This is a genomic window from Streptomyces sp. NPDC031474 (assembly GCF_055581185.1).
This window is the reverse complement of the sequence record NZ_JBVIJX010000025.1, coordinates 47,419-68,841: the sequence shown is the minus strand read 5'-3', so window position 1 is coordinate 68,841 and position 21,423 is coordinate 47,419. Positions and strand designations below refer to the sequence as shown.

Genomic DNA, 21,423 nt, shown 5'->3' with positions numbered 1-21,423 from the left:
TCCCTGCCACCCCCGCCGTGCCCGCCGCACCGCCACCGCCACCACACCCGACACCGCTCCCGCACTGCCCCTGCTGCCGCACCCGACACCGCTGCCGCCCTGCCACCCCCGCCGTGCCCGCCGCACCGCCACCGCCACCACACCCGACACCGCTCCCGCACTGCCCCTGCTGCCGCACCCGACACCGCTGCCGACACCGCTGCCGCTGCGCGCCGCTTTGGCGGCATCGCTGCTCAGCTGGGACCCCGCATGCGCGATCGTTCGTCGCCACGGCCGCCGTCCGGGAGTCCGCCGCCCGCCGTGAAGCCGATCACGGAGCCGCCGCCCGCGCGGTGGAAGGCGAAGGGGGCGCCGCCGTGCGCCAGGGCCACCTCGCGCACGATCGACAGACCGAGACCGGATCCGGGCAGGGAGCGGGCTTCGGCGGCGCGGTAGAAGCGGTCGAAGACGCGGGTCAGGTCGGCCTCGGCGATGCCGGGACCGCGGTCGAGGACTTCGACGCGGACGACACCGGGCCGGGCGGGCCCGGTGACGGCGATCTCGACCGGCCCGGTGCCCTCGCGGTCGAACTTGGTCGCGTTCTCCACGAGGTTGGACAGCGCCCGCTGGAGCATGCCCGGCCGCCCGTAGGTGCTGGTCTCGCCACTCGCCCGGATCAGGATCTGCCGCCCGGTGCGCCGCCGGGCGAGACCCGCGACCTCCTCGGCGATGTCGGCGAGGTCCACCCGCCGCGGCGGCTCGCTGTCGGACTGGCCGGCCGCGAGGTCGACGAGCTCGTTGACCAGGTCGGTCAGCTCACGGGCCTCCTGGGTCAGGTCGGCCACCAGTTCGTCACGGGTGTCCGGCGGCAGCTCGTCGATGCGGCGCAGCAGCGAGATGTTCGTCCGCAACGATGTCAGCGGCGTCCGCAGCTCGTGTCCCGCGTCCTGGACGAGCCGCCGCTGGTCCTCCTCCGACTGGGCGAGCCGGCCCAGCATCCGGTCGAAGGCGCGGCCGAGCCGGCCCACCTCGTCGTATCCGGTGACCGGCACCTGCACGCCGAGCCGACGCGTGCGGGCGACATCCTCGGCTGCCGTGGTGAGGATGACCAGCCGGTGGGTGATGCGCCGGGCCAGCCACCAGCCGAACAGGCCCGCGGCCGTCACGACCGCGATCATCAGGATCAGGGTGCGCTGCTGGAGCGCCCGCAGCAGATCCTCGGTGTCGCTGAACTCCTGCGCCACCTGCACCGCGCCCCGCCCGCCGCCCAGGGACACGGTCGCGATGCGGTAGACGTCGCTGCCGACGTCCACGTCCTTGTGCTCGGCCATCCGCCCGGCCGTCACGGCGACCGCGATCGTACGGTCGGCGGACACGACCGGCAGTCCGGGGCTGCCGCCGTCGACCACCGACCCGTCCGGGCCCAGCACCTGCACGTCCGTCCGGGCCGGCCGCACGATGTCGTGGCCCGGCTCGGCCGAGGAGAAGTCCTCCGGGGTCATCGGGTGGTCGCGCACCTCGTCCCGCAGGTCCTGCACGACCTCGTCGAACACCGACTCCTGGTCGACCCGGACCAGCCGGGCGGCCGCCGAGTACGACAGGACGCCGACGAGGACGGTGACGGCGGCGGTCACGGCCGCGAAGGACACGGCGAACGTCGTCCGCAGCGACACCAGCTTCGGCCGCGGCGTCGACAGCAGCCGCCGCAGCCGACGCAGCAGGCTCACCGTCGCCTCATCCTCGCCATCCTCGCCTCACCGCGGCCCACTCCCGTCCTCGTCCCTCAGTCCTCGCGCAGCACGTACCCGACCCCGCGCACGGTGTGGATCAGCTGCGGCGAGCCCGGCTGGTCGAGCTTACGGCGCAGATAGCCGACGTAGACGGCGAGATTCTTGGAACCGGGCCCGAAGTCGTAGCCCCAGATCCGGTCGTAGATCGTGGAGTGGTCCAGGACGATCCCCGCGTTGCGCACCAGCAGTTCCAGCAGTTCGAACTCGGTCCGGGTCAGCTCCAGCTCCCGCCCGCCCCGCCACGCCCGCCGCGCCTGCGGGTCCATGCGCAGCCCGGCCCCGTCCACATACCGCTCCGACACCGGCTTCGGGGCCTCCGGCACGGGGACGGCGGCCTCGGGGTTGGTCCGGCGCAGCAGCGCCCGCAGCCGGGCGAAGACCTCCTCGACGTCGAACGGCTTGACGACGTAGTCGTCGGCGCCCGCGTCCAGCCCGGCGATCCGGTCGGCGGTCTCCACCAGCGCGGTCAGCATCAGGATGGGCGTGCGGTCGCCCTCGGCGCGCAGCACCCGGCAGACCTGGAGGCCGTCGATCCCGGGCATCATGACGTCGAGGACGAGCACGTCCGGCGGGTTCTTGTGGGCGTGTGCCAGCGCCTCGACGCCGTCGGCGACCGCGGTGACCTGGTAGCCCTCCAGGGCCAGGGCGCGTTCCAGGGCGTGGCGGATGGCACGGTCGTCTTCGGCGAGCAGCAGGGTGGGAGGCACCGGTCCAGTTTGCCAAGCTTTCCGACCGGGACGACCTGATGATCTTCCTTCAGTAGGCCTTCTTACTGGCCTCTCACTCTGCCGCAGGCAACCGGCCGACGGTTCTCAGCCTGCGGGCCGCAGGGCCGCCAACTGCTCGGCGAAGGGGACGACCTCGAACTCGTCCTTCGCCTCTTTCGCCGGGCGGGCCGCCGACAGTCCCGTCATCAGCGCGGCCAGCTCGCCCGCCGCCCGCTCGATCCGCTCGGGCAGGCCCTGCGCACCCCAGTCCTCCGAGGCCGCGTAGACGGCGGTCGGGACGACGACGGCCCGCAGGTAGGCGAAGAGCGGCCGCAGGGCGTGCTCCAACACCAGCGAGTGCCGCGCCGAACCGCCCGTCGCGGCGATCAGCACCGGCTTGCCCGCCAGCGCGTCCGGGTCGAGCACGTCGAAGAACGACTTGAACAGCCCGCTGTAGGAGGCGGAGAACACCGGTGTGACGACGATCAGACCGTCGGCCGCCGTCACCGCCTCCAGCGCGGCCGCCAGTTTCCGCCCGGGAAACCCGTTGGTGAAGTTGTGCGCGATCTCGACGGCGAGGTCGCGCAGCTCCACGACCTCGATGTCCGCGGAGGTCCGCCCGGCGGTCGCGGCGGCCAGCCGGTCCGCCAGCAGCCGGGTCGACGACGGGACGCTCAGCCCCGCCGACACGACGACGAGCTTCATGCCACGACCTCCTTCGCTTCCTTGCCTTCCTTGCCTGCCTTGCCTGCCTTGCCTGCCTTGCCTGCCTCGGCTTCCTTCTGCGCCAGCAGGGACCGGTGGGTCGGCGCGTCCGGCACATCGGCCGGCCGGCCGACGGCGAACTCCTTGCGCAGCACCGGCACAACCTCCTCGCCGAGCATGTCGAGCTGCTCCAGCACGGTCTTCAGCGGCAGCCCCGCGTGGTCCACGAGGAACAGCTGACGCTGGTAGTCGCCGGCGTACTCGCGGAACTTGAGCGTCTTCTCGATGACCTGCTCGGGTGTGCCGACGGTCAGCGGGGTCTGGTCGGTGAAGTCCTCCAGGGACGGCCCGTGCCCGTAGACCGGCGCGTTGTCGAAGTACGGCCGGAACTCGCGCACCGCGTCCTGCGAGTTCTTCCGCATGAACACCTGCCCGCCGAGCCCGACGATGGCCTGCTCGGGCGTGCCGTGGCCGTAGTGGGCGTACCGGCTGCGGTACAGCTCGACCATCTGCTTGGTGTGGTCGGCCGGCCAGAAGATGTTGTTGTGGAAGAAGCCGTCACCGTAGAACGCGGCCTGCTCGGCGATCTCGGGCGAGCGGATGGAGCCGTGCCAGACGAACGGCGGTACGTCGTCCAGCGGCCTCGGCGTCGACGTGAACCCCTGCAGGGCGGTGCGGAACTTCCCCTCCCAGTCGACGACGTCCTCGCGCCACAGCCGGCGCAGCAGCGCGTAGTTCTCGATGGCGAGGTTGATGCCCTGCCGGATGTCCTGCCCGAACCAGGGGTAGACCGGGCCGGTGTTGCCGCGGCCCATCATCAGGTCGACGCGTCCCTCGGCCAGGTGCTGGAGCATGGCGAAGTCCTCGGCGATCTTCACCGGGTCGTTGGTGGTGATCAGCGTGGTGGAGGTGGAGAGGATCAGCTTCTCCGTCTGCGCGGCTATGTACCCGAGCATCGTCGTCGGGGACGAGGGCACGAACGGCGGGTTGTGGTGCTCACCGGTGGCGAACACGTCGAGCCCGACTTCCTCGGCCTTGAGCGCGATGGCGACCATGGCCTTGATCCGCTCACGCTCGGTCGGCGTACGGCCCGTCGTCGGGTCCGGCGTGACATCGCCCACCGAGAAGATCCCGAACTGCATGGTCGCTCACTCTCCAAAGTTGTTGACGGTTCAACTATACCCCTGGAACGACCCCCTCACGTTTTCTATTCCGGCCCCTTCAGGCCGCTTCCCGCCGCCGCTTCCCGCCCCTTATGGCCGTCCCTGCCGTCGTCAGTCGAACGGCAAGGCGTCCATGTACGAGTTGGTCGGCTTCCGTACCTTCACCACCGTGCGCGCGTCCACCGCGACCGCCGCCGACGACGTGCCCAGCGCCCCGCCCTCGTGCCAGACCCCCACGACGGTCACCCAGGTGTCGACCTTCGGCGCAGTCACCCCGTACACCCGCACCTTCAGCGTCGTCGAGTCCGCCGCACAGCAGCTGATGATGATCCGGGTGAGATACCAGCCGTCCCCGTCGGCGGGCGTCACGAACCCCGTCATCCGGACCGTGCGCCCCTTGACCGCCCGCGAACGGTCCTGCTGCACCCGTTGGGTGAACTCGGTGAGCGTGATCGGAAGCGGCGAGGTCGCGGGCAGCGGATCGAAGTCGTCCTCCTGCACGGCGACGACCTTGGCGGGCTCCCGGGAGGCGGTGTACGACCCGAGGGCGGGCGGCGCGTAGAACAGCAGGCTCAACACCGGCAGGAACAGCAGCCAGGCGACGCGCGGCACACGGGAGTGATCGTGGCCGTGGCCGTCACCGCCCCCGTGGCCGTGGCTGTCGCTGTGCTCGTGACTGTCGCTGTGCTCATGGCCATGCGCGTCATGCCCCGCGTCGGGCCCGTCTTCGTGCGCCTCCTTCGGCGGCGAAGCCCACGCCTCCGCCACCCCCAGCGCGATCAGCAGCACCCCCGAGGCGACCAGCAGCGGCCGCATCCCCTCCTTCACGAACCGCAGGTACTCGTCCGTGAAGAACGAGGTGTGCAACAGCCCCAGTCCCCCGAGCACCAGCAGCCCCACCTGCACGAACCGCTTCACAGCAGCACCCCTCCGATCACCGCGCTGCACACCACCGCGACCACGGTCGTGGCCGCCGAGAACCGCACCGCGAACGCCCGCCCGAACGTCCCCGCCTGCAGAGCGATCAGCTTCAGGTCGACCATCGGCCCCACCACCATGAACGCCAGCCGCGCCACCGGAGAGAAACCGCTGAGCGACGCCGCCACGAACGCGTCCGCCTCACTGCACACCGCCAGCACGATCGCCAGCGCCGCCAGGAACAGCACCGACAGCCACGGCGAACCGGCGAACGTGTCCAGCACCGAACGCGGCACCGCCACATTGAAGGTCGCCGCCGCCATCGCCCCCACGACGAGGAAACCCCCCGCGTGCAGGAAGTCGTGCTGGAAACCGCGCCGGAACTCCGTGAACCGACTGCGCCCGGGGACGTGCCCCGTGTGCCGCACCCGCGGCTTCAGCCACTCCTCCCGGCCCAGCCAGAGCCACAGCCAGCCCATCACCGCGGCCGTGACCAGCGACGCGAGCAGCCGGGCCAGCACCATCTGTGGACTGCCCGGGAAAGCGACGGCCGTCGCGGTCAGCACGACCGGGTTCACGGCCGGCGCCGACAGCAGGAACGCGAACGCCGCCGCCGGAGTCACCCCTCGCCCGATCAGACTGTTCGCCACCGGCACCGACGCGCACTCGCACCCCGGCAGCACCACCCCGGCCATCCCCGCCACCGGCACGGCCAGCGCCGCCCGCTTCGGCAGGAGCCGCTCGAACACCCGCGTCGGCACGAACGCGTTGATCGCCCCCGACAGCGCCGTCCCCAACAGCAGGAACGGCAGCGCCTGCACGGTCACGGCCAGACACACCGTCCGCCACGCCTGCACCGCCGGGTCGTCCAACGACCGCCCGACGACCACCAGCACCGCCCCCGGCACCACGGCCGCCCCGAGCAGCAACAACGGCCAGTGCCGAGGCAGCTCCCGCCCGCGCCCGGCGCCCTGCGCCCCCTCGACCGCCACCGCCGTCGGCAGCACCCGTATCTCGGTCTCCTGCATCCCGCCCCTACACCCGACCTTCCCGCAACCGCGTGATCCGTTCCCCGTGGAACTCCACCGTTCGCCTCATATGCCGCACGATCACCGCGAGTTCGGCGTCGGCCAGGTCCTCGAACAGGGGCGAGCGGTCCCCGCCCAGCCGCTCCCACAGCCGCCCGAACTCCGCGATCCGCTCCGGCACCGGCGCCACCAGCACCCGCCGCCGGTCGGCCACGTCCCGCTCCCGGACCACGTACCCCGCCCTCTCCAGCCGGTCCACCAGCCGCGTCGCCGACCCCGTGGTCAGCCCCGTCAGCTCGGCCACCCGGCCCGTCGTCACCGGCTGCCGCTCCAGCGTCAACAGGTTCAGACACTGCAGATCGGTCGGGTGCAGCCCGAGCCGGTCGGCGAGCGCCTGATTGAACAAGGCGTACGACGCCACGTACCGGCGGGAGACCGTGGACAGTTCGTCCAGCAGCCTCGACCGCACGTTCTGGGACATCGCCCACCCCTTCGCCGGCGCCGTGTGCCGAGATCGTACTCAGGGACATCAAGGACCTCAGAAGAAGTACGCGTCCCCCGTGTCCAGCACCAGCACCTGCTGCCGGTCATTGGACCGGTTACGGTCCACCGCCCCACCACCCCACAGCGTGTCGACGGCCATCGTCACCTCCCTCGGCCGCCCCCGCAGCCACACCCGCAACACGATCTGCTCCCCCGACCCGTCCGCGGCCAACGCGCCCGTCCGGCACACCACCTCCTGCCGGCCCGTCCGCGCACACCCGGCCGACAGCCGCTGCTCCCCCGCCGCCAACGGCACCGACCAGCGCAACCGCACCGTCGCGTCGGCGACGTCCCCAGGACCGTGGTTGCGCGGCGTCAGGCGTACGTCGACCCGAGGGCCGTCCATCACCGCGAAGCCGTGGTACGACAGATCCGCCTCGGTCGCCGCATCGCCCGCATCGCCCGCAGCCCCCGCGGCCCGCGCGGGCGAGATCCCCGCCCCCACCGCCAGCACGGCACCCCACACCGCGAGACCCCGCATCCTGCGCATGCCCATGCCACCACTCCTCACGCACCGTGCCGCAAGCGACGTATGCCCGGATGTATCCCACGCGGGGCGGCCCGCAGGCGCCCTCCAACAGGTGACACCGGACCGCCGTGCGAAGCTGCGGCCATGCTCATCCTCCGCTCGGCCGCCCTCTTCGTCGTCGCCGCACTCTTCGAGATCGGCGGCGCGTGGCTGGTCTGGCAGGGCGTGCGCGAACACCGCGGCTGGCTGTGGGCGACCGGCGGCGTCCTGGCCCTCGGCGCGTACGGCTTCGTCGCCACCTTCCAGCCCGACGCCCACTTCGGCCGCATCCTCGCCGCTTACGGTGGCGTCTTCGTCGCCGGCTCACTGCTGTGGGGCGTCGTCGCCGACGGCTACCGCCCCGACCGCTGGGACGTGACAGGCGCGCTGATCTGCCTCGTCGGCATGGCCGTGATCATGTGGACGCCGAGAAACGGCGGCTGACGGGACCTGGCGGCGAACGACGGGGGCTCAGGGCTCGCGGGAGGGATCGTGGGAGGGCTCGTGGGAGGGCTCGTCGGGCAGCAGCCCCAGCTGCCCCATGAACTCCATCTCGTCGAAGTAGAGCCGGTAGTCGACGATGCGTCCGTCCGCGTCGACGGTGGCGAGGTCCACCCCCCGGATCCTGACCTCCTTCTGCGTCGCCGGCAGCGACTCCCCGGTGGGCAGCTGGATCGGTCCCGTGTTACGGCCGCTGAAGAACCCTTCGTCGATGGCCGTGTTGCCGATCTCGTAGGCGTGCACCGACTCGAAACTGCCGTCGGGAACCATCTCCGTCATCTGCCGCCAGTACTCGGCGATGTTGTCGCGCCCGTGGATCTCCCCCGCGTCGGGAGTGAAGGCGACCGCGTCCTGCGCGTACAGCTCGGCGATGCGCCGGGGTTCCGCGTGGGTGGTGACCGCCTCGGTGAGCCGGTCCATGACCTCTCGTGCCTGTCCCATGATCGACCTCCGCAGAACAGGAGGATCACCCCTGACATCGTCCCACCCCGCGAAACCGTCCGCCCATCGAAAGGCAGGCGGCCCATCTCCTGACGTCACCTACGCTTGGCGGCAGCCAGCCGTCCACCGCGTCCCGAGGAGCACCTCATGGCCACCGCCGTACCGTCCGCCGCGTCCCGCATCGCCGTCGTCACCGGTGCGAGCAGCGGAATCGGCGCCGCCACCGCCCGCCGGCTCGCCGCGGCCGGCTACCGGGTCGTCCTCACCGCCCGCCGCAAGGACCGCATCGAGGCACTCGTGGAGGAGATCGACGCCGCGGGCCATGCGGCGACGGCGTACCAGCTGGACGTGACGGACCGTGCGGCGGTCGACGAGTTCGCGACGGCCTTCAAGACCATCGGCGTGCTGGTCAACAACGCGGGCGGCGCGCTCGGGGCCGACCCGGTGGCCACCGGCGACCCGGCCGACTGGCGCACGATGTACGAGACGAACGTCCTCGGCACCCTCAACGTCACCCAGGCCCTGCTCCCGAAGCTGGTGGCGAGCGGCGACGGCACGGTCGTCGTCGTCTCCTCCACCGCCGGCCACGGCACCTACGAGGGCGGCGCGGGCTACGTCGCCGCCAAGCACGGCGCGCACGTCCTCGCCGAGACCCTCCGCCTGGAGATCGTCGGCCAGCCGGTCCGCGTCATCGAGATCGCCCCCGGCATGGTCAAGACCGACGAGTTCGCCCTCACCCGCTTCGGCGGCGACACCGAGAAGGCGACGAAGGTGTACGAGGGCGTGGCCGACCCCCTGACGGCCGACGACGTGGCGGACACGATCGCCTGGGCGGTGACCCGCCCCAGCCACGTCAACGTCGACCTCCTCGTCCTGCGCCCCCGCGCCCAGGCGTCGAACACGAAGGTGCACCGGGAGCTGTGATGCCCGACCAGGACGAGAAGAACGAGGCCGACGGGACGGACGGGGCGGACGGGACGGACGGGGCGGACGAGCGGGCGAAGTCGCTCGAACAGGCCCGCCTGATCCAGGAAACGAAGAACGAACGCCACATGTGGGTCTTCCTGGCGTACTTCCTCTTCGGCATCCACGTCATCGCGTTCGTGATGATCTACGCGGTCCGCCACGCGAAATAGGCCCCCACAGCCCCCGGGAACTACTGGCGACTCGATCCGCCGGACAGGCCCTGAGGACCCTTGCAGTCGGGGTCGTCGACGACGACGGCGTTCGCCGGGATGATCACGATCTCGGCGTCGCTCTCGTCCTCGCCCTCCACATGGATGTCCCGCGTCGTCGCGTAACCCCGCTTCCCCTTCCCCACACACTTCGTGGCGAGGTTCCCGAACCCGTCGGGGAAGTTGTAGACCTCGGCGGGAGAGTCCTCCCCCGCCTTCCCCGCCACCGGGGCGTCGGCCTTCCCCCGCTCGTCGTAGTACTTCTGCGAACACCCGCCGAGCAGCAGGGCGAGCACAAGCGCGGTGCCGACGGCCCTCAGCCGCCGCACGTCTTGTCCTCGACGATCTGCACGTTGGACGGCCCCGTGGCGTTGGTGGTCACATACGCCCGGAACCCGTGCCCCACACACTTCGTGGCCAGGTTCCCGAACCCGTCGGGCATGTTGAACACCTCGGCGGGAGTGTCGTCCCCCGCACGCCCCTTCACCGGGGCGTCCCCCTTGCCCCGCTCGTCGTTGTACTCCTGCGAACAGCCGGCGAGCGCCCCCACACCCACCAACACCAGCCCCGCGACCCAGACCGACGCACGCATCCGCTGACCACGCCCCATCGAAGAACCCCCGTATCCGCGTGTCCCCGTATCGCCGTATCCCCGTGTCTGCGCACTCCTCGCACTCCTGCACGAGGCGCTACTTTCAGGACAACACTCGCCCCCGCCCCGGTTCCCACTCCCCAAAAAAGGGGCCCGAGCCGTTACGGCTCGGGCCCCTCGCTCATTTCAACCCTTCACGCACACGACCTGCTTCAGCTTCGCCACGACCTCCACCAGGTCCCGCTGCTGATCGATGACCTGCTCGATCGGCTTGTAGGCACCCGGGATCTCGTCCACGACGCCGGAGTCCTTACGGCACTCCACGCCCCGCGTCTGCTCCTCCAGGTCCGTCGTCGTGAAGCGACGCTTCGCCGCGTTGCGGCTCATCCGCCGACCGGCACCGTGCGACGCCGAGTTGAACGCCTTCTCGTTGCCGAGGCCCTTCACGATGTACGAGCCGGTGCCCATCGAGCCCGGGATGATGCCGTATTCGCCGGCCCTGGCGCTGATCGCCCCCTTACGCGTGACGAGCAGGTCCATGCCCTCGTAACGCTCTCGGTTCACGTAGTTGTGATGGCAGCTCACCTCGGGCTCGAAGGTCACCCGAGCCTTCTTGAACTCCCTGCGGAGCACGTCCTTGAACAGACCCATCATGATCGATCGGTTGTACTTCGCGTACTCCTGAGCCCAGTAGAGATCGTTCTCGTAGGCCGCCATCTGCGGAGTGTCCGCGACGAACACGGCAAGATCGCGGTCGATCAGCCCTTGGTTGTGCGGAAGCTTCTGAGCCAGGCCAATGTGATGCTCGGCCAGCTCCTTGCCGATGTTCCGGGAGCCGGAGTGGAGCATGAGCCAGACCGATCCGTCACCACTGATGCAGACTTCCACAAAGTGATTTCCGGACCCGAGCGTTCCCATCTGCTTCATGGCCCGCTCATGGCGGAATTTGACCGCTTCGGCGACTCCCTCGAACCGCCCCCAGAAGTCGTCCCACCCCGCAGTCGCCAGCCCATGGAACTGCCCCGGCTCGACGGGACTGTCGTGCATCCCCCGCCCCACCGGAATGGCCTGCTCGATCTTCGAGCGCAGTCGGGACAGGTCTCCGGGCAGGTCGTTCGCCGTCAGTGACGTCTTGACCGCCGACATTCCGCAGCCGATGTCCACCCCCACCGCCGCAGGGCACACAGCACCCTGCATCGCGATGACCGAGCCGACCGTCGCGCCCTTGCCGTAATGGACGTCCGGCATGACCGCCAGGCCCTTGATCCACGGGAGGGTGGCGACGTTGCGGAGCTGCTGCAGTGCGCCCTCCTCGACCGACGTCGGGTCGGTCCACATACGGATGGGCACCTTCGCGCCCGGCATTTCCACGTACGACATTTCGTCCTCATTCCCCCGGAAACATTACAGAAGTCATAGACCGCAAAACCAGGGCCAAGGTCAGTGAAAAGGGACGACGGACCGGCATCCACGGCGTTGCGTGCGATACACATTGTCTGCAGGGGCCACCCCCGCCCGGCAAGCGATTAACCAGCGGGGACACGGGGGCACCCACCCCTCGGAGCCACCCCTCACCGCCGTTCATCAGCGTTCATCACCGTCGAGAGGAGCCGACCGTGCAGCGGAAGGCCTACGTACCCGGCGTCGTCGTGCTCCTCGCGGCGCTGCTGGCAGGCTGCACCGGCGGCTCGGACAAGGGCGGCTCGACGGACAACTCCAACCCGGGCCAGGTCGGCACGTCCGCCGCCGTCGCCCAGCCGGGCAAGTACGCCACGCTCCCGGAGGCCTGCGGTGTCGTCAGCCGGAGCACGCTCGACTCCCTCCTCCCCGGCATCAAGCAGCTCACCGACGAGACCCGGCGAACGGCGGCCTACGCGGGCGAGGCGACGCTGACGTACGACACGGACCGCAAGGTGGGCTGCCGCTGGAAGGTGGAGTCCTCGGACGCCACCGACCATCTCCTCGTCGATTTCGAGCGCGTCGTCTCCTACGACAACGCCGTCAGCGACGACAGCCAGGCGGAGGCCCTCTTCGCGAAGAAGGTGACCGCCGCCGACCTTCCGGAGCCCCTCCCCTCCACGAGCGCGAGCCCCTCCGCGACGGCCACCCTCTCCCCCTCCCCTACTGCCTCTGCCCCCGCCTCCCCCTCACTCTCCGCCTCCCTCTCCTCCACCGGCTCCGCCTCCCCCTCCTCGACCGTCGCGGCCGTCGACGTCCAGCCCCGGCTCCTGGACGATCTGGGCGACGAGGCGTTCGTCGACGACGTGCTCAACAGTTCCGGTTCGACGGCCAAGCAGCGCACGGTGACTGTGGCGTTCCGCACGTCGAACGTCATCGTGACGATCGAGTACGAGGAGCAGCCGGCGACCGTGGGCGTGGTCCCGGACAGCAAGGAAATGCAGGACAAGGCCCGGAAACTGGCCGCACAGCTGTCCGACTCCCTGGCCGGTTGAGGCCACTTCGGCCCCGTCCGCCTCGGCCGCGCAAAGGCTTTGAAGCGGAACCGCACCAAGTCTTCACCGCGTACCGTGGCCCCTCGGACCCGATCCGACCGCAGGAACCACGAGCGTCATGAGTGAAGGAACCATGCAGCGACGAGCCCAGCGTGACGGCCAGTTTGACCAGTGTGAGCAGCGTGACGAGCGCGTGGTGCGTGCCGGAGGGCTGAACCGCCTTCTGGCCGCCGCGGTGGCCGTCCCGGTGATGCTGATCGCCGCGGGCTGCTCCTCGGACTCCGGCTCCGACTCCGGCAAGGACGCGCAGGACACGAGCGCCACGACCGGCTCCGGTTCGGGTGACTCGGCGGCGAGTGCCTCGCCGACCGTGCAGGCGGCGGCGTACAAGACGCTGCCGGAGGCGTGCGCGGTGCTGTCGAAGAAGACGCTGACGGAGCTCGTGCCGAAGGGGGCGGCCAAGGGCAAGGAGCAGACGTCCAGCGACACGGGTACGCGGGCGAGCTGTTCCTGGTCGAGTCTGGCCAACAACGGTGTGAAGGGGTCGCAGTTCCGCTGGCTGAACGTGTCCCTGTTGCGTTTCGAGTCGGACGCGACGACCGGCGACGGCGCGTCGCAGGCGAAGACGTACTACGCGAAGCAGGTCAAGGACGCGCAGGTGGTGTCGGGCGCGAAGAACACGAAGGCGACGCCGGTGGCCGGCACGGGCGACGAGGCGACGCTGGTGCGCTACGACCTGAAGAAGTCGGAAGGCGCTTTCAAGCAGCAGACGGTCGTGGCGCGCGTCGAGAACGTCGTCGTCACGCTGGACTACAACGGGGCCGGTCTGGCGGGTGACAAGACGCCGAGCGCGGACACGTTGACAACGTCTGCGGAGAAAGCGGTGAAGGAGGCGGTGGCCGCGGTGCAGTCGGCCAACGGCGAGGGCAGCGGCGGTAGTTCGGGCACGTCGCCGTCGGGCCCGGCCGCCTCGTCCCCCTCCGTTTCGGGCTCGAAGGCGGCCTCTCCGACGGGGAAGGCGTCGCCGTCCGCGACTCCGTCCACGCCGGCGTCGGCGGCGGCGTCGAAGGCGGCCGCGGCGGCTCCGAAGGCGTCCGCTTCGGCGAAGAGCTGACGGTCCGGCAACGCGTGCGCCGCACACATGTGCCACCCTGTTGCGCGCAAGAACACGCAAGGGGAGGGGAGTACGGGTGTCCGCGCCAATACAGCTGACCCGGATGCACCGCGTTCTCATCGGCGTGGTGGTGACCGGCGCGGTGATCATCGCCGGCATCGGCTTCGCCGGTTCGTACGCGGCGGTCCGTGAGCTGGCTCTGAAGAAGGGCTTCGGGAACTTCTCCTATGTGTTCCCGATCGGCATCGACGCGGGCATCTGCGTCCTGCTGGCCCTGGACCTGCTGCTGACCTGGATCCGCATCCCCTTCCCGCTGCTGCGTCAGACGGCGTGGCTGCTGACGGCGGCGACGATCGCGTTCAACGGCGCCGCCGCGTGGCCGGACCCGCTGGGCACGGGCATGCACGCGGTGATCCCGATCCTGTTCGTCGTGGCGGTGGAGGCGGCTCGGCATGCGATCGGCCGGATCGCGGACATCACGGCGGACAAGCACATGGAGGGCGTGCGCATCACGCGCTGGCTGCTCTCCCCGGTGCCGACGTTCCTCCTGTGGCGACGGATGAAGCTGTGGGAGCTGCGCTCCTACGACCAGGTGATCAAGCTGGAGCAGGAACGTCTCGTCTACCGGGCGCGGCTGCATTCCCGCTTCGGCCGGGCGTGGCGTCGTAAGGCTCCGGTGGAGTCCCTGATGCCTCTGCGCCTGGCCCGTTACGGCGTCCCGCTGGCGGAGACGGCCCCGGCGGGCCTGGCGGCGGCGGGCATAGAACCGGTCCTGCTGCCCCCGATGCCTGCGCAGACGCAGACGATCCAGCCCCAGACGCAGGCACTGGCATCCCAGCAGGGGCCGCAGGGGCCGCAGGGGCCCCAGGAGCTGGCGGCGGCCCCGGCGCAACGACAACCGCAGCCCCAGGGCCAGGCCCAGTCCCAGCAGTGGCAGCAGTTCGGCCAGCAGCCGCCCGGGCCGCCCGAGGAGGACCAGAGTCCCTGGTTCCAGTCGCCGCACGAGGTGCAGTACCAGGGCGGCTACGACCCCACCTACGACCCCGCCGAGCAGTTCGCCGGCTGGTACGAGGAGCAGCGGGACGCCGAGCAGTACCAGGACCAGTACCAGGAGGAGCCCCCGGCTCAGGAGCCCTCTCCGGAGGAGACGGGTTCGTTCCCCATCCCGGTGGTGCCGGGCCGCAGCCGCGAGCTCGGTGAGGGCGGCGGTTCTCCGGAGCCGACCGAGGAGGACTACTACCTGGTCTTCAAGAAGTCGATCGACGGCAGCTACCCCACTTCGGGCCAGCTGCGGGACGACGTGGAAGCGACGTTCGGCGTAACGATTCCGCAGCGCGAAGCGGACCGCATGGTCAACCGCTTCACCAACCGCCACACGGCGGAACTGCAGGAAGACCACATCGCCTGACACAGGAAAACCTCAGACAGGAAAACCTGAGACAGGAAGAAGGGGCCCTCGTTCCGAGGGCCCCTTCTTCACTGCCGCCTACTCCCCGAGCAGGGCCCGCACCCGCTCCTGCCCGACCGCGAGCAGCAGCGTGGGCAGCCGCGGCCCCGTGTCACGCCCCACCAGCAGGTGGTACAGCAGCGCGAAGAACGTCCGCTGGGCGGTCTTGATCTCCGCCGGGAGTTCCTTGGGCGTGGCGTCGGCGGGGAACCCGGCCTGCACCTTGGGCACGCCGTAGACGAGGTGGGTGAGGCCGTCCAGCGACCAGTGCTCGGCGAGGCCGTCGAGCAGCAGCCGCAGCGACTGCTGGGAGGCCTCGTCGAGGGACTTCAGCAGTTCGGCGTCCGGCTCCTCGCGCACGATGGTGCGCTGGTCGGCGGGGACGTGGTTGTTGATCCACGCCTCGGCCTTGTCGTACCGCGGCCGGGCCTCGTCGAGCGAGCCGATCGGGTTCTCGGGGTCGAGCTCGCTGAGGATCCGCAGCGCCTGGTCCTGGTGCCCGGCGGTGATGTCGGCGACGGAGGCCAGCGTCCGGTACGGCAGCGGTCGCGCCGTGCGCGGCAGGTCGCCGCCGGCCGTGCGCACCGCACGCGAGTGCCCGGCGACGTCGCCCGGCAGGGCGGAGCCGTCGGCGACCTTGCCGTCGAGCTTGTCCCACTCGTCGTAGAGGCGCTGGATCTCCTGGTCGAAGGCGATCTTGAAGGACTGGTTGGGGCGGCGGCGGGCGTACAGCCAGCGCAGCAGCTGCGGCTCCATGATCTTCAGGGCGTCGCCGGGGGTGGGCACGCCACCGCGGGAGGACGACATCTTCGCCATGCCGCTGATCCCCACGAAGGCGTACATGGGTCCGATGGGCTGCTTGCCGCCGAAGATCCCGACGATCTGCCCGCCGACCTGGAACGAGGACCCGGGGGACGAGTGGTCGACGCCGGAGGGCTCGAACACGACGCCCTCGTAGGCCCAGCGCATGGGCCAGTCGACCTTCCAGACCAGCTTGCCGCGGTTGAACTCGTTGAGCCGGACGGTCTCGGAGAAGCCGCACGCGGTGCAGGAGTACGTGAGCTCGGTCGTGTCGTCGTCGTAGGAGGTGACCGTGGTGAGGTCCTTGTCGCAGTTGCCGCAGTACGGCTTGTACGGGAAGTACCCCACGGACCCGGCCCCAAAGGAGCCGTCGTCCTCGGCGGCCGCGCCGGACCCCTCGGCGGCCTCCAGCTCGGCCTCGTCCACGGGCTTCTGCTGCTTCGGCTTCGCCGGGGCCTTCTTGGTGCGGTACTGGTCGAGGATCGCGTCGATGTCGGCGCGGTGCGCGATCGCGTGCAGGATCTGCTCGCGGTAGACGCCGGCGGTGTACTGGGCGGTCTGGCTGATCCCGTCGAACTCCACGCCGAGCTCGGCGAGCGCCTCGACCATGGCGGCCTTGAAGTGCTCGGCCCAGTTCGGGTACGTCGAGCCGGCGGGGGCCGGGACGGAGGTCAGCGGCTTGCCGATGTGCTCGGCCCACGACTCGTCGACGCCCGCGATGCCGGCCGGGACCTTCCGGTAGCGGTCGTAGTCGTCCCAGGAGATCAGGTGGCGGACCTGGAGCCCGCGGCGGCGGATCTCGTCGGCGACGAGGTGCGGGGTCATGACCTCACGCAGGTTGCCCAGGTGGATCGGCCCGGAGGGCGACAGCCCTGAGGCCACGACCACGACCGGAGCGGTAGCGACTGATGTCACAGTGCCGGGGGCTCGGCGCTCCGACTCCTCGATGACCTCATCCGCGAAACGGGAGACCCAGTCGGTGGTCTCGGTGCTCTGAGCCACGATCGGCACGTCCTCTTGTTCTGAGTTGCTCGGAAGGCTTGCTGACACGGTCATTCTCCCAGACCGCCCCGCGCCCGGGAAAACCGCTTTACCCCCCGTGGGATACTGGCCGTGTCTATCCATCCCCACCAGGAGAACGGCACCCACTCCCATGGCCCCGGTCACGTCTCTCACCGCTTCGGTCCACCAGCGTCTCGCGACGGCCCTTACGGCAGCCCTGCCGGAGGCCGGTGCCGCGGACCCGCTGCTGCGACGAAGCGACAGGGCGGACTTCCAGGCCAACGGCATCCTGGCCCTCGCGAAGAAGGCGAAGGCCAACCCGCGGGAGCTGGCGACGCAGGTGGTCGCGCAGGTCGTGACCGGTGACGTGATCAAGGAGATCGAGGTCTCGGGCCCCGGCTTCCTGAACGTGACGATCACCGACCGGGCGATCACCGAGAACCTGGCGGCGCGTTATGCGGACGCGGACCGCCTGGGCGTCCCGCAGGCCGAGCACCCCGGCACCACCGTCATCGACTACGCCCAGCCGAACGTGGCGAAGGAGATGCACGTCGGTCACCTGCGGTCGGCGGTCATCGGCGACGCGGTGGTGCAGATCCTGGAGTTCACGGGCGAGACGGTCGTGCGCCGTCACCACATCGGCGACTGGGGCACCCAGTTCGGCATGCTCATCCAGTACCTGGACGAGCATCCGCACGAGCTGGACCACAAGGAGTCCCAGGTCAGCGGTGAGGAGGCGATGTCGAACCTCGACCGCCTCTACAAGACGGCCCGCAAGCTGTTCGACTCCGACGAGGAGTTCAAGACGCGGGCCCGTCGCCGGGTGGTCGACCTCCAGGCGGGCGACCCGCACACCCTCGCGATCTGGCAGAAGTTCGTCGACGAGTCGAAGATCTACTTCTTCTCGGTCTTCGAGAAGCTGGACATGGAGGTCCGGGACCCGGACATCGTCGGCGAGTCGGGTTACAACGACATGCTGGCGGAGACCTGCCGGCTCCTGGAGGAGTCGGGCGTGGCGGTCCGCTCGGAGGGCGCGCTCTGCGTCTTCTTCGAGGACGTCAAGGGCCCGGACGGCAACCCGGTCCCGCTGATCGTGCAGAAGTCGGACGGCGGCTACGGCTACGCGGCGACGGACCTGTCGGCGATCCGTGACCGTGTCTTCAACATCAAGGCGGACACGCTGCTCTATGTCGTGGACGCCCGTCAGTCGCTGCACTTCAAGATGGTCTTCGAGACGGCGCGCAGGGCGGGCTGGCTGAACGAGGACGTCAAGGCCCACCAGTTGGCGTTCGGCACGGTCCTGGGCAAGGACGGCAAGCCGTTCAAGACCCGTGAGGGCGAGACGGTGAAGCTGGTCGACCTCCTCGACGAGGCGGTGGACCGGGCGACGGCCGTCGTCGGCGAGAAGCGCGACAAGGTCGGGCTGACGGACGAGGAGGTCGTCGAGAACGGCCGGTACGTCGGCATCGGCGCGGTGAAGTACGCCGACCTGTCGACGTCCGCGGTCCGCGACTACAAGTTCGACCTGGACCAGATGGTCTCGCTGAACGGCGACACGTCCGTGTACCTCCAGTACGCGTACGCCCGTATCCAGTCGATCCTGCGCAAGGCGGGCGAGGCCCGCCCGGCCGCCCACCCGGAGCTCGAACTGGCCCCGGCGGAGCGGGCGTTGGGCCTGCATCTGGACCAGTTCGGCGAGCTGCTGGCGGAGGTCGCGGCGGAGTACGCGCCGCACAAGCTGGCGGCGTACCTCTACCAGCTGGCCTCGCACCTGACGACGTTCTACGACCAGTGCCACGTGCTGTCGCCGGACAACGCGCCGGAGGTCGTAGAGAACCGGCTGTTCCTGGTCGACCTGACGGGCCGCACGCTCCACCTGGGCATGGCCCTGCTGGGCATCCGGACGCCCGAGAAGCTCTGAGCGCCTGAAGCGAACGCCACGGCCCGTCCTCTCCCCCGCGAGAGGACGGGCCGTGGCGTTCGCTCAGCTCGGTTCAGCTCAGCTCGGTTCGGCTCAGCTGCAGTTCACCCAGGTGTTGGACTTGATGTAGTGGCTCTCGGGGGTGCTCGTCTTGTAGCCCTTGTAGACGAGCGAGCTGGACCCGCCGTAGTCCTTCTCCGAGTACCACTTGAGGTCACAGGAGTTGCCGTGGTTGTACCAGGACTTGAAGCTCTGGAAGACCGAGTACTGGGTCAGGTCACGGTTCGTCCCCGAGATCTTCTGCATGTGGCCGGTGTAGTTCTGCCCGGCCCAGACGCAGAACCAGCCCGCCGGACAGTCCGACGACGCCGACGGCGCGGCCTGGGCCGCACCCGCGCTTCCGGCCAGCAGACCACCGGTCATCAGGACACCGCTGGCCAGGGCGGCGAACTTCTTGGTCATACGCATGCTGTTACACCCTTCGTCGGGCCGACCACACCGGCCGGCTCGCAAACAAGACTGGGGGCGGGGAGCAGGGGCCGCCACGGCCGCCGCGGAAGTGACGGCTTCCTGGGACGTCCCACCCGCTGACCTGCGCGAACGCGGGCGGTCGGGACGACGGTGTGGGACGGCTGTGACAGACCTTGTGCAGATGTTGTGCTGCTCATGCAGAATGCGACGCAGCGGGGGGCTGCTGACCACGGTCCATGACCGCATATGGGGGGAACATGGCGCGTCGCAAAGCGCTGTCCGCCGAACTCGATCCGCGTGTGCGGCAGTTGGTGACGGAGTTACGCGGGCTGACGGATCACGGCGAGCTGAGCATGCGCCAACTGGCGGCCAAGACGGGGTACAGCCAGAAGTCGTGGGAACGGTATCTGGGCGGCCGGTCGCTGCCGCCGCGGGAGGCCGTGGAGAAGCTGGCCAGGATCGGCGGCGTCGACCCCGTGCGGCTGCTCGCGTTGCACGAGGTCGCGGCCGAGACGTGGAGCGCCGCACAGGGGACCACGTCGACGCAGACGGCGCAGGCGACTTCGGCGGAGCAGGCTGTGGGTACGGAGGAGGAGGCCGTCAGCGTGCTGCCTACCAGGCGCTCGCTGCCTCCCGGGCGCACGCTGCACATCGCGCTCGTCGCGGGAGTGCTGGCCCTGGTCCTGGCCGTCTCCACCGCGGTCCTTCTGATCATGCGGCTCGACGACGGCGGCGACCACGCGGTCGCTCCCTCGGGCCAGTCCACCGCCGGGGCGTCGTCGTCCGCTCCCACGTACAGCTGCCGCGTCGAGAAGGTCGGCGGGCTCTGGTACGCGGGCAACAGCCGCACCCAGGACGCCGAGCTCGCCACCGGCAACAGCGGTCCCGACGTGGCCGAGGCGCAGTGCCTGCTGCGCCGGGCGGGCATCTCGCCGGGGGGCATCGACGGCATGTTCGGTCCGCTGACCCGGCGAGCGGTCATGACCATGCAGAAGCGATCGGGGCTGGAGGACGACGGCATCGTCGGACCGCTCACGTGGAAGGCGCTCCGCGGATGACCAGGAGGCCCGAGCCGTCACCGGAGAGCGCCCGGCTGGCCGCCGGGCTGAGGGAGTTGAAGGAACGCACGGGTCTGAGCCTGGCCGGGCTCGCGGCGAAGACCACGTTCAGCAAGTCGTCCTGGGAGCGCTATCTCAACGGCAGGACGCTGCCGCCGCGCCCGGCGGTCCAGGAGCTGTGCAGGTTGGCCGGTGAACCGCCCGGCCGCTACCTGGCACTGCGGGACCTCGCGCAGTCGGAGTGGAGCGACGCCCCGAAGGAGCCGACGCCGACGACCACGACGACCACGACGACCACGACGACGAAACCCTCCCCGCCCCCGACGCCGACCCCGACTCCAGCTCCCGGAGGCTCCACGGATGCCGTCGGTCGCCGGGGAGCGACGGCCGTGGCGGTCCTGGTGTCGGTGTCGGCCCTGGTGTTCGGGGCGGTCGTGCTGACCCTTCTTCTCCTCCCGCACGGGAGTGAGGGGGCACGACCGTCGGCGTCGTCGTCGGCGTCCCCGTCCGTGACCGGGCCGCGCTGCCGGGACGCCGGTTGCGAGGGCAAGGACCCGCTGGTCATGCAATGCGGCCCCGCGCCCGAGACCCTGGCCGAGCACGTCACCGCCACCGGAGCCTCGGTACAGCTGCGGTACAGCGAGATGTGCGGGGCCACCTGGGTACGGATGTGGGGCACGCGGATCGGCGACGAGGTCGAACTACGCGGCCACCTCGCCCGGGTGAGGAACCGCCTCGATGCGGACACCTACGTCCACACCCTCATGGCGACGACCCGCGCGGGAACCGTCATCCGGGCCTGCTTCCTCCCTGCGACAGGCGGCAAGAGGGAATGCTTCCAGGCCACGGTGGACCGGGCCACGACGGAACCGACTCCTGGCGCGCACGCGTCCCCCGAGATGCCGGCATCAGCAACACGGGCGCAAGGAGGAACAGTTGGGCGGCCAGGACGACCCGTCGGTCGGTGAGGCGCTGATCGGCTTCCTGCTGATCGGCGGGGCGGGCGTGCTCATCCCGGCCGCCGTCGTGCTGCCGCTGATCGGCCTGGGCATCTGGCTGACGCATCGCCTACGCGCGAGAAAGCCCCGCTGACCGCCGAGCGCAGG

Annotated in this window: 24 protein-coding genes and 1 pseudogene; 11 read left to right on the top strand and 14 right to left on the bottom strand. The window is 70.2% G+C overall.

The features are described from left to right. Positions 1-304: pseudogene (locus tag ACZ5SK_RS40655) on the top strand (hypothetical protein); the annotation flags it as partial. On the opposite strand, the gene ACZ5SK_RS40650 reads toward ACZ5SK_RS40655, so the two are convergent. From ACZ5SK_RS40650 to ACZ5SK_RS40615, 8 genes are all read right to left on the bottom strand, one after another. Next, entirely contained in the window at positions 234-1,697 is a 1,464-nt protein-coding gene (locus ACZ5SK_RS40650; RefSeq protein ID WP_334581222.1) for a sensor histidine kinase, read from the bottom strand. The pseudogene ACZ5SK_RS40655 and the gene ACZ5SK_RS40650 sit on opposite strands and share 71 nt — an antisense overlap. 65 nt (positions 1,698-1,762) lie before the next feature. Next, a complete protein-coding gene (locus tag ACZ5SK_RS40645; RefSeq protein WP_079664875.1) occupies positions 1,763-2,464 on the bottom strand; it encodes a response regulator transcription factor in 702 nt (233 codons plus the stop codon). A 117-nt stretch (positions 2,465-2,581) separates the two neighbouring features. After that, positions 2,582-3,181 carry an FMN reductase gene (locus ACZ5SK_RS40640; protein ID WP_334577985.1) on the bottom strand — a complete coding sequence of 200 codons (600 nt, stop codon included), beginning with the start codon at positions 3,179-3,181 and terminating at the stop codon, positions 2,582-2,584. Next, positions 3,178-4,323 carry an LLM class flavin-dependent oxidoreductase gene (locus ACZ5SK_RS40635; RefSeq protein ID WP_468577428.1) on the bottom strand — a complete coding sequence of 382 codons (1,146 nt, stop codon included), beginning with the start codon at positions 4,321-4,323 and terminating at the stop codon, positions 3,178-3,180. Before ACZ5SK_RS40635 ends, ACZ5SK_RS40640 begins: the two co-directional genes overlap by 4 nt. A gap of 132 nt (positions 4,324-4,455) precedes the next feature. Further along, entirely contained in the window at positions 4,456-5,262 is an 807-nt protein-coding gene (locus ACZ5SK_RS40630) for a TIGR03943 family putative permease subunit (protein WP_334577987.1), read from the bottom strand. Next, the gene (locus ACZ5SK_RS40625; protein WP_334577988.1) at positions 5,259-6,290 is read right to left on the bottom strand and encodes a permease; all 1,032 of its coding nucleotides are present in this window, start codon (positions 6,288-6,290) and stop codon (positions 5,259-5,261) included. Before ACZ5SK_RS40625 ends, ACZ5SK_RS40630 begins: the two co-directional genes overlap by 4 nt. 7 nt (positions 6,291-6,297) lie before the next feature. Next, entirely contained in the window at positions 6,298-6,771 is a 474-nt protein-coding gene (locus ACZ5SK_RS40620) for a MarR family winged helix-turn-helix transcriptional regulator (protein WP_334577990.1), read from the bottom strand. Between the two features lie 57 nt (positions 6,772-6,828). Continuing rightward, positions 6,829-7,323: a hypothetical protein gene (locus ACZ5SK_RS40615; RefSeq protein ID WP_361708318.1), complete on the bottom strand. Its 495-nt coding sequence runs from the start codon at positions 7,321-7,323 to the stop codon at positions 6,829-6,831. A gap of 123 nt (positions 7,324-7,446) precedes the next feature. Here ACZ5SK_RS40615 and ACZ5SK_RS40610 point away from each other — a divergent pair, with 123 nt between their 5' ends. Next, the gene (locus tag ACZ5SK_RS40610) at positions 7,447-7,785 is read left to right on the top strand and encodes a YnfA family protein (protein WP_468577426.1); all 339 of its coding nucleotides are present in this window, start codon (positions 7,447-7,449) and stop codon (positions 7,783-7,785) included. A gap of 27 nt (positions 7,786-7,812) precedes the next feature. Here the strand turns inward: ACZ5SK_RS40610 and ACZ5SK_RS40605 are convergent, their stop codons facing one another. Beyond that, positions 7,813-8,283, bottom strand: a complete 471-nt coding sequence (locus ACZ5SK_RS40605; RefSeq protein WP_334577992.1) for an ester cyclase — start codon at positions 8,281-8,283, stop codon at positions 7,813-7,815. A gap of 147 nt (positions 8,284-8,430) precedes the next feature. On the opposite strand from ACZ5SK_RS40605, the gene ACZ5SK_RS40600 reads away from it, so the two are divergent. Continuing rightward, on the top strand, positions 8,431-9,207 hold the full coding sequence (locus ACZ5SK_RS40600; protein ID WP_334577993.1) for an SDR family NAD(P)-dependent oxidoreductase: 777 nt from the start codon (positions 8,431-8,433) through the stop codon (positions 9,205-9,207). Beyond that, positions 9,207-9,419, top strand: a complete 213-nt coding sequence (locus ACZ5SK_RS40595) for a hypothetical protein (protein ID WP_334581419.1) — start codon at positions 9,207-9,209, stop codon at positions 9,417-9,419. Before ACZ5SK_RS40600 ends, ACZ5SK_RS40595 begins: the two co-directional genes overlap by 1 nt. Before the next feature lie 20 nt (positions 9,420-9,439). Here the strand turns inward: ACZ5SK_RS40595 and ACZ5SK_RS40590 are convergent, their stop codons facing one another. The 3 genes from ACZ5SK_RS40590 to ACZ5SK_RS40580 form a co-directional block, all read right to left on the bottom strand. Further along, the gene (locus ACZ5SK_RS40590; protein WP_334577994.1) at positions 9,440-9,787 is read right to left on the bottom strand and encodes a hypothetical protein; all 348 of its coding nucleotides are present in this window, start codon (positions 9,785-9,787) and stop codon (positions 9,440-9,442) included. Beyond that, positions 9,775-10,050 carry a hypothetical protein gene (locus ACZ5SK_RS40585; RefSeq protein ID WP_334577995.1) on the bottom strand — a complete coding sequence of 92 codons (276 nt, stop codon included), beginning with the start codon at positions 10,048-10,050 and terminating at the stop codon, positions 9,775-9,777. Before ACZ5SK_RS40585 ends, ACZ5SK_RS40590 begins: the two co-directional genes overlap by 13 nt. 186 nt (positions 10,051-10,236) lie before the next feature. Further along, positions 10,237-11,430 carry an RtcB family protein gene (locus tag ACZ5SK_RS40580; protein ID WP_334577996.1) on the bottom strand — a complete coding sequence of 398 codons (1,194 nt, stop codon included), beginning with the start codon at positions 11,428-11,430 and terminating at the stop codon, positions 10,237-10,239. A gap of 236 nt (positions 11,431-11,666) precedes the next feature. Here ACZ5SK_RS40580 and ACZ5SK_RS40575 point away from each other — a divergent pair, with 236 nt between their 5' ends. From ACZ5SK_RS40575 to ACZ5SK_RS40565, 3 genes are all read left to right on the top strand, one after another. Then, a complete protein-coding gene (locus ACZ5SK_RS40575) occupies positions 11,667-12,503 on the top strand; it encodes a DUF3558 domain-containing protein (protein WP_457494719.1) in 837 nt (278 codons plus the stop codon). A 118-nt stretch (positions 12,504-12,621) separates the two neighbouring features. Next, a complete protein-coding gene (locus ACZ5SK_RS40570; protein ID WP_457494720.1) occupies positions 12,622-13,617 on the top strand; it encodes a DUF3558 domain-containing protein in 996 nt (331 codons plus the stop codon). Positions 13,618-13,693: 76 nt separating this feature from the next. Beyond that, positions 13,694-15,025, top strand: a complete 1,332-nt coding sequence (locus ACZ5SK_RS40565; RefSeq protein WP_468577422.1) for a DUF2637 domain-containing protein — start codon at positions 13,694-13,696, stop codon at positions 15,023-15,025. Between the two features lie 78 nt (positions 15,026-15,103). Here the strand turns inward: ACZ5SK_RS40565 and lysS are convergent, their stop codons facing one another. Then, a complete protein-coding gene (gene lysS / locus ACZ5SK_RS40560; protein WP_334578002.1) occupies positions 15,104-16,876 on the bottom strand; it encodes a lysine--tRNA ligase in 1,773 nt (590 codons plus the stop codon). Between the two features lie 142 nt (positions 16,877-17,018). On the opposite strand from lysS, the gene argS reads away from it, so the two are divergent. Next, positions 17,019-18,788, top strand: a complete 1,770-nt coding sequence (argS, locus tag ACZ5SK_RS40555) for an arginine--tRNA ligase (RefSeq protein ID WP_334578004.1) — start codon at positions 17,019-17,021, stop codon at positions 18,786-18,788. A 93-nt stretch (positions 18,789-18,881) separates the two neighbouring features. On the opposite strand, the gene ACZ5SK_RS40550 is transcribed toward argS, so the two are convergent. After that, positions 18,882-19,256: a peptidase inhibitor family I36 protein gene (locus tag ACZ5SK_RS40550; protein WP_319346817.1), complete on the bottom strand. Its 375-nt coding sequence runs from the start codon at positions 19,254-19,256 to the stop codon at positions 18,882-18,884. Positions 19,257-19,516: 260 nt separating this feature from the next. Between ACZ5SK_RS40550 and ACZ5SK_RS40545 the strand changes: the two genes are divergently transcribed. Genes ACZ5SK_RS40545 through ACZ5SK_RS40535 form a run of 3 tightly spaced genes read left to right on the top strand, consistent with a single transcriptional unit; the run spans position 19,517 to position 21,409 of the window. Next, positions 19,517-20,317 (top strand): peptidoglycan-binding protein, encoded by an 801-nt coding sequence (locus tag ACZ5SK_RS40545; protein ID WP_334578006.1) that lies wholly within the window; start codon positions 19,517-19,519, stop codon positions 20,315-20,317. Further along, positions 20,314-21,285 carry a helix-turn-helix domain-containing protein gene (locus tag ACZ5SK_RS40540; protein ID WP_334578007.1) on the top strand — a complete coding sequence of 324 codons (972 nt, stop codon included), beginning with the start codon at positions 20,314-20,316 and terminating at the stop codon, positions 21,283-21,285. The genes ACZ5SK_RS40545 and ACZ5SK_RS40540 overlap by 4 nt, the downstream gene beginning before the upstream one ends. After that, positions 21,254-21,409: a hypothetical protein gene (locus ACZ5SK_RS40535; RefSeq protein ID WP_334578008.1), complete on the top strand. Its 156-nt coding sequence runs from the start codon at positions 21,254-21,256 to the stop codon at positions 21,407-21,409. The genes ACZ5SK_RS40540 and ACZ5SK_RS40535 overlap by 32 nt, the downstream gene beginning before the upstream one ends. Positions 21,410-21,423 lie beyond the last annotated feature (14 nt).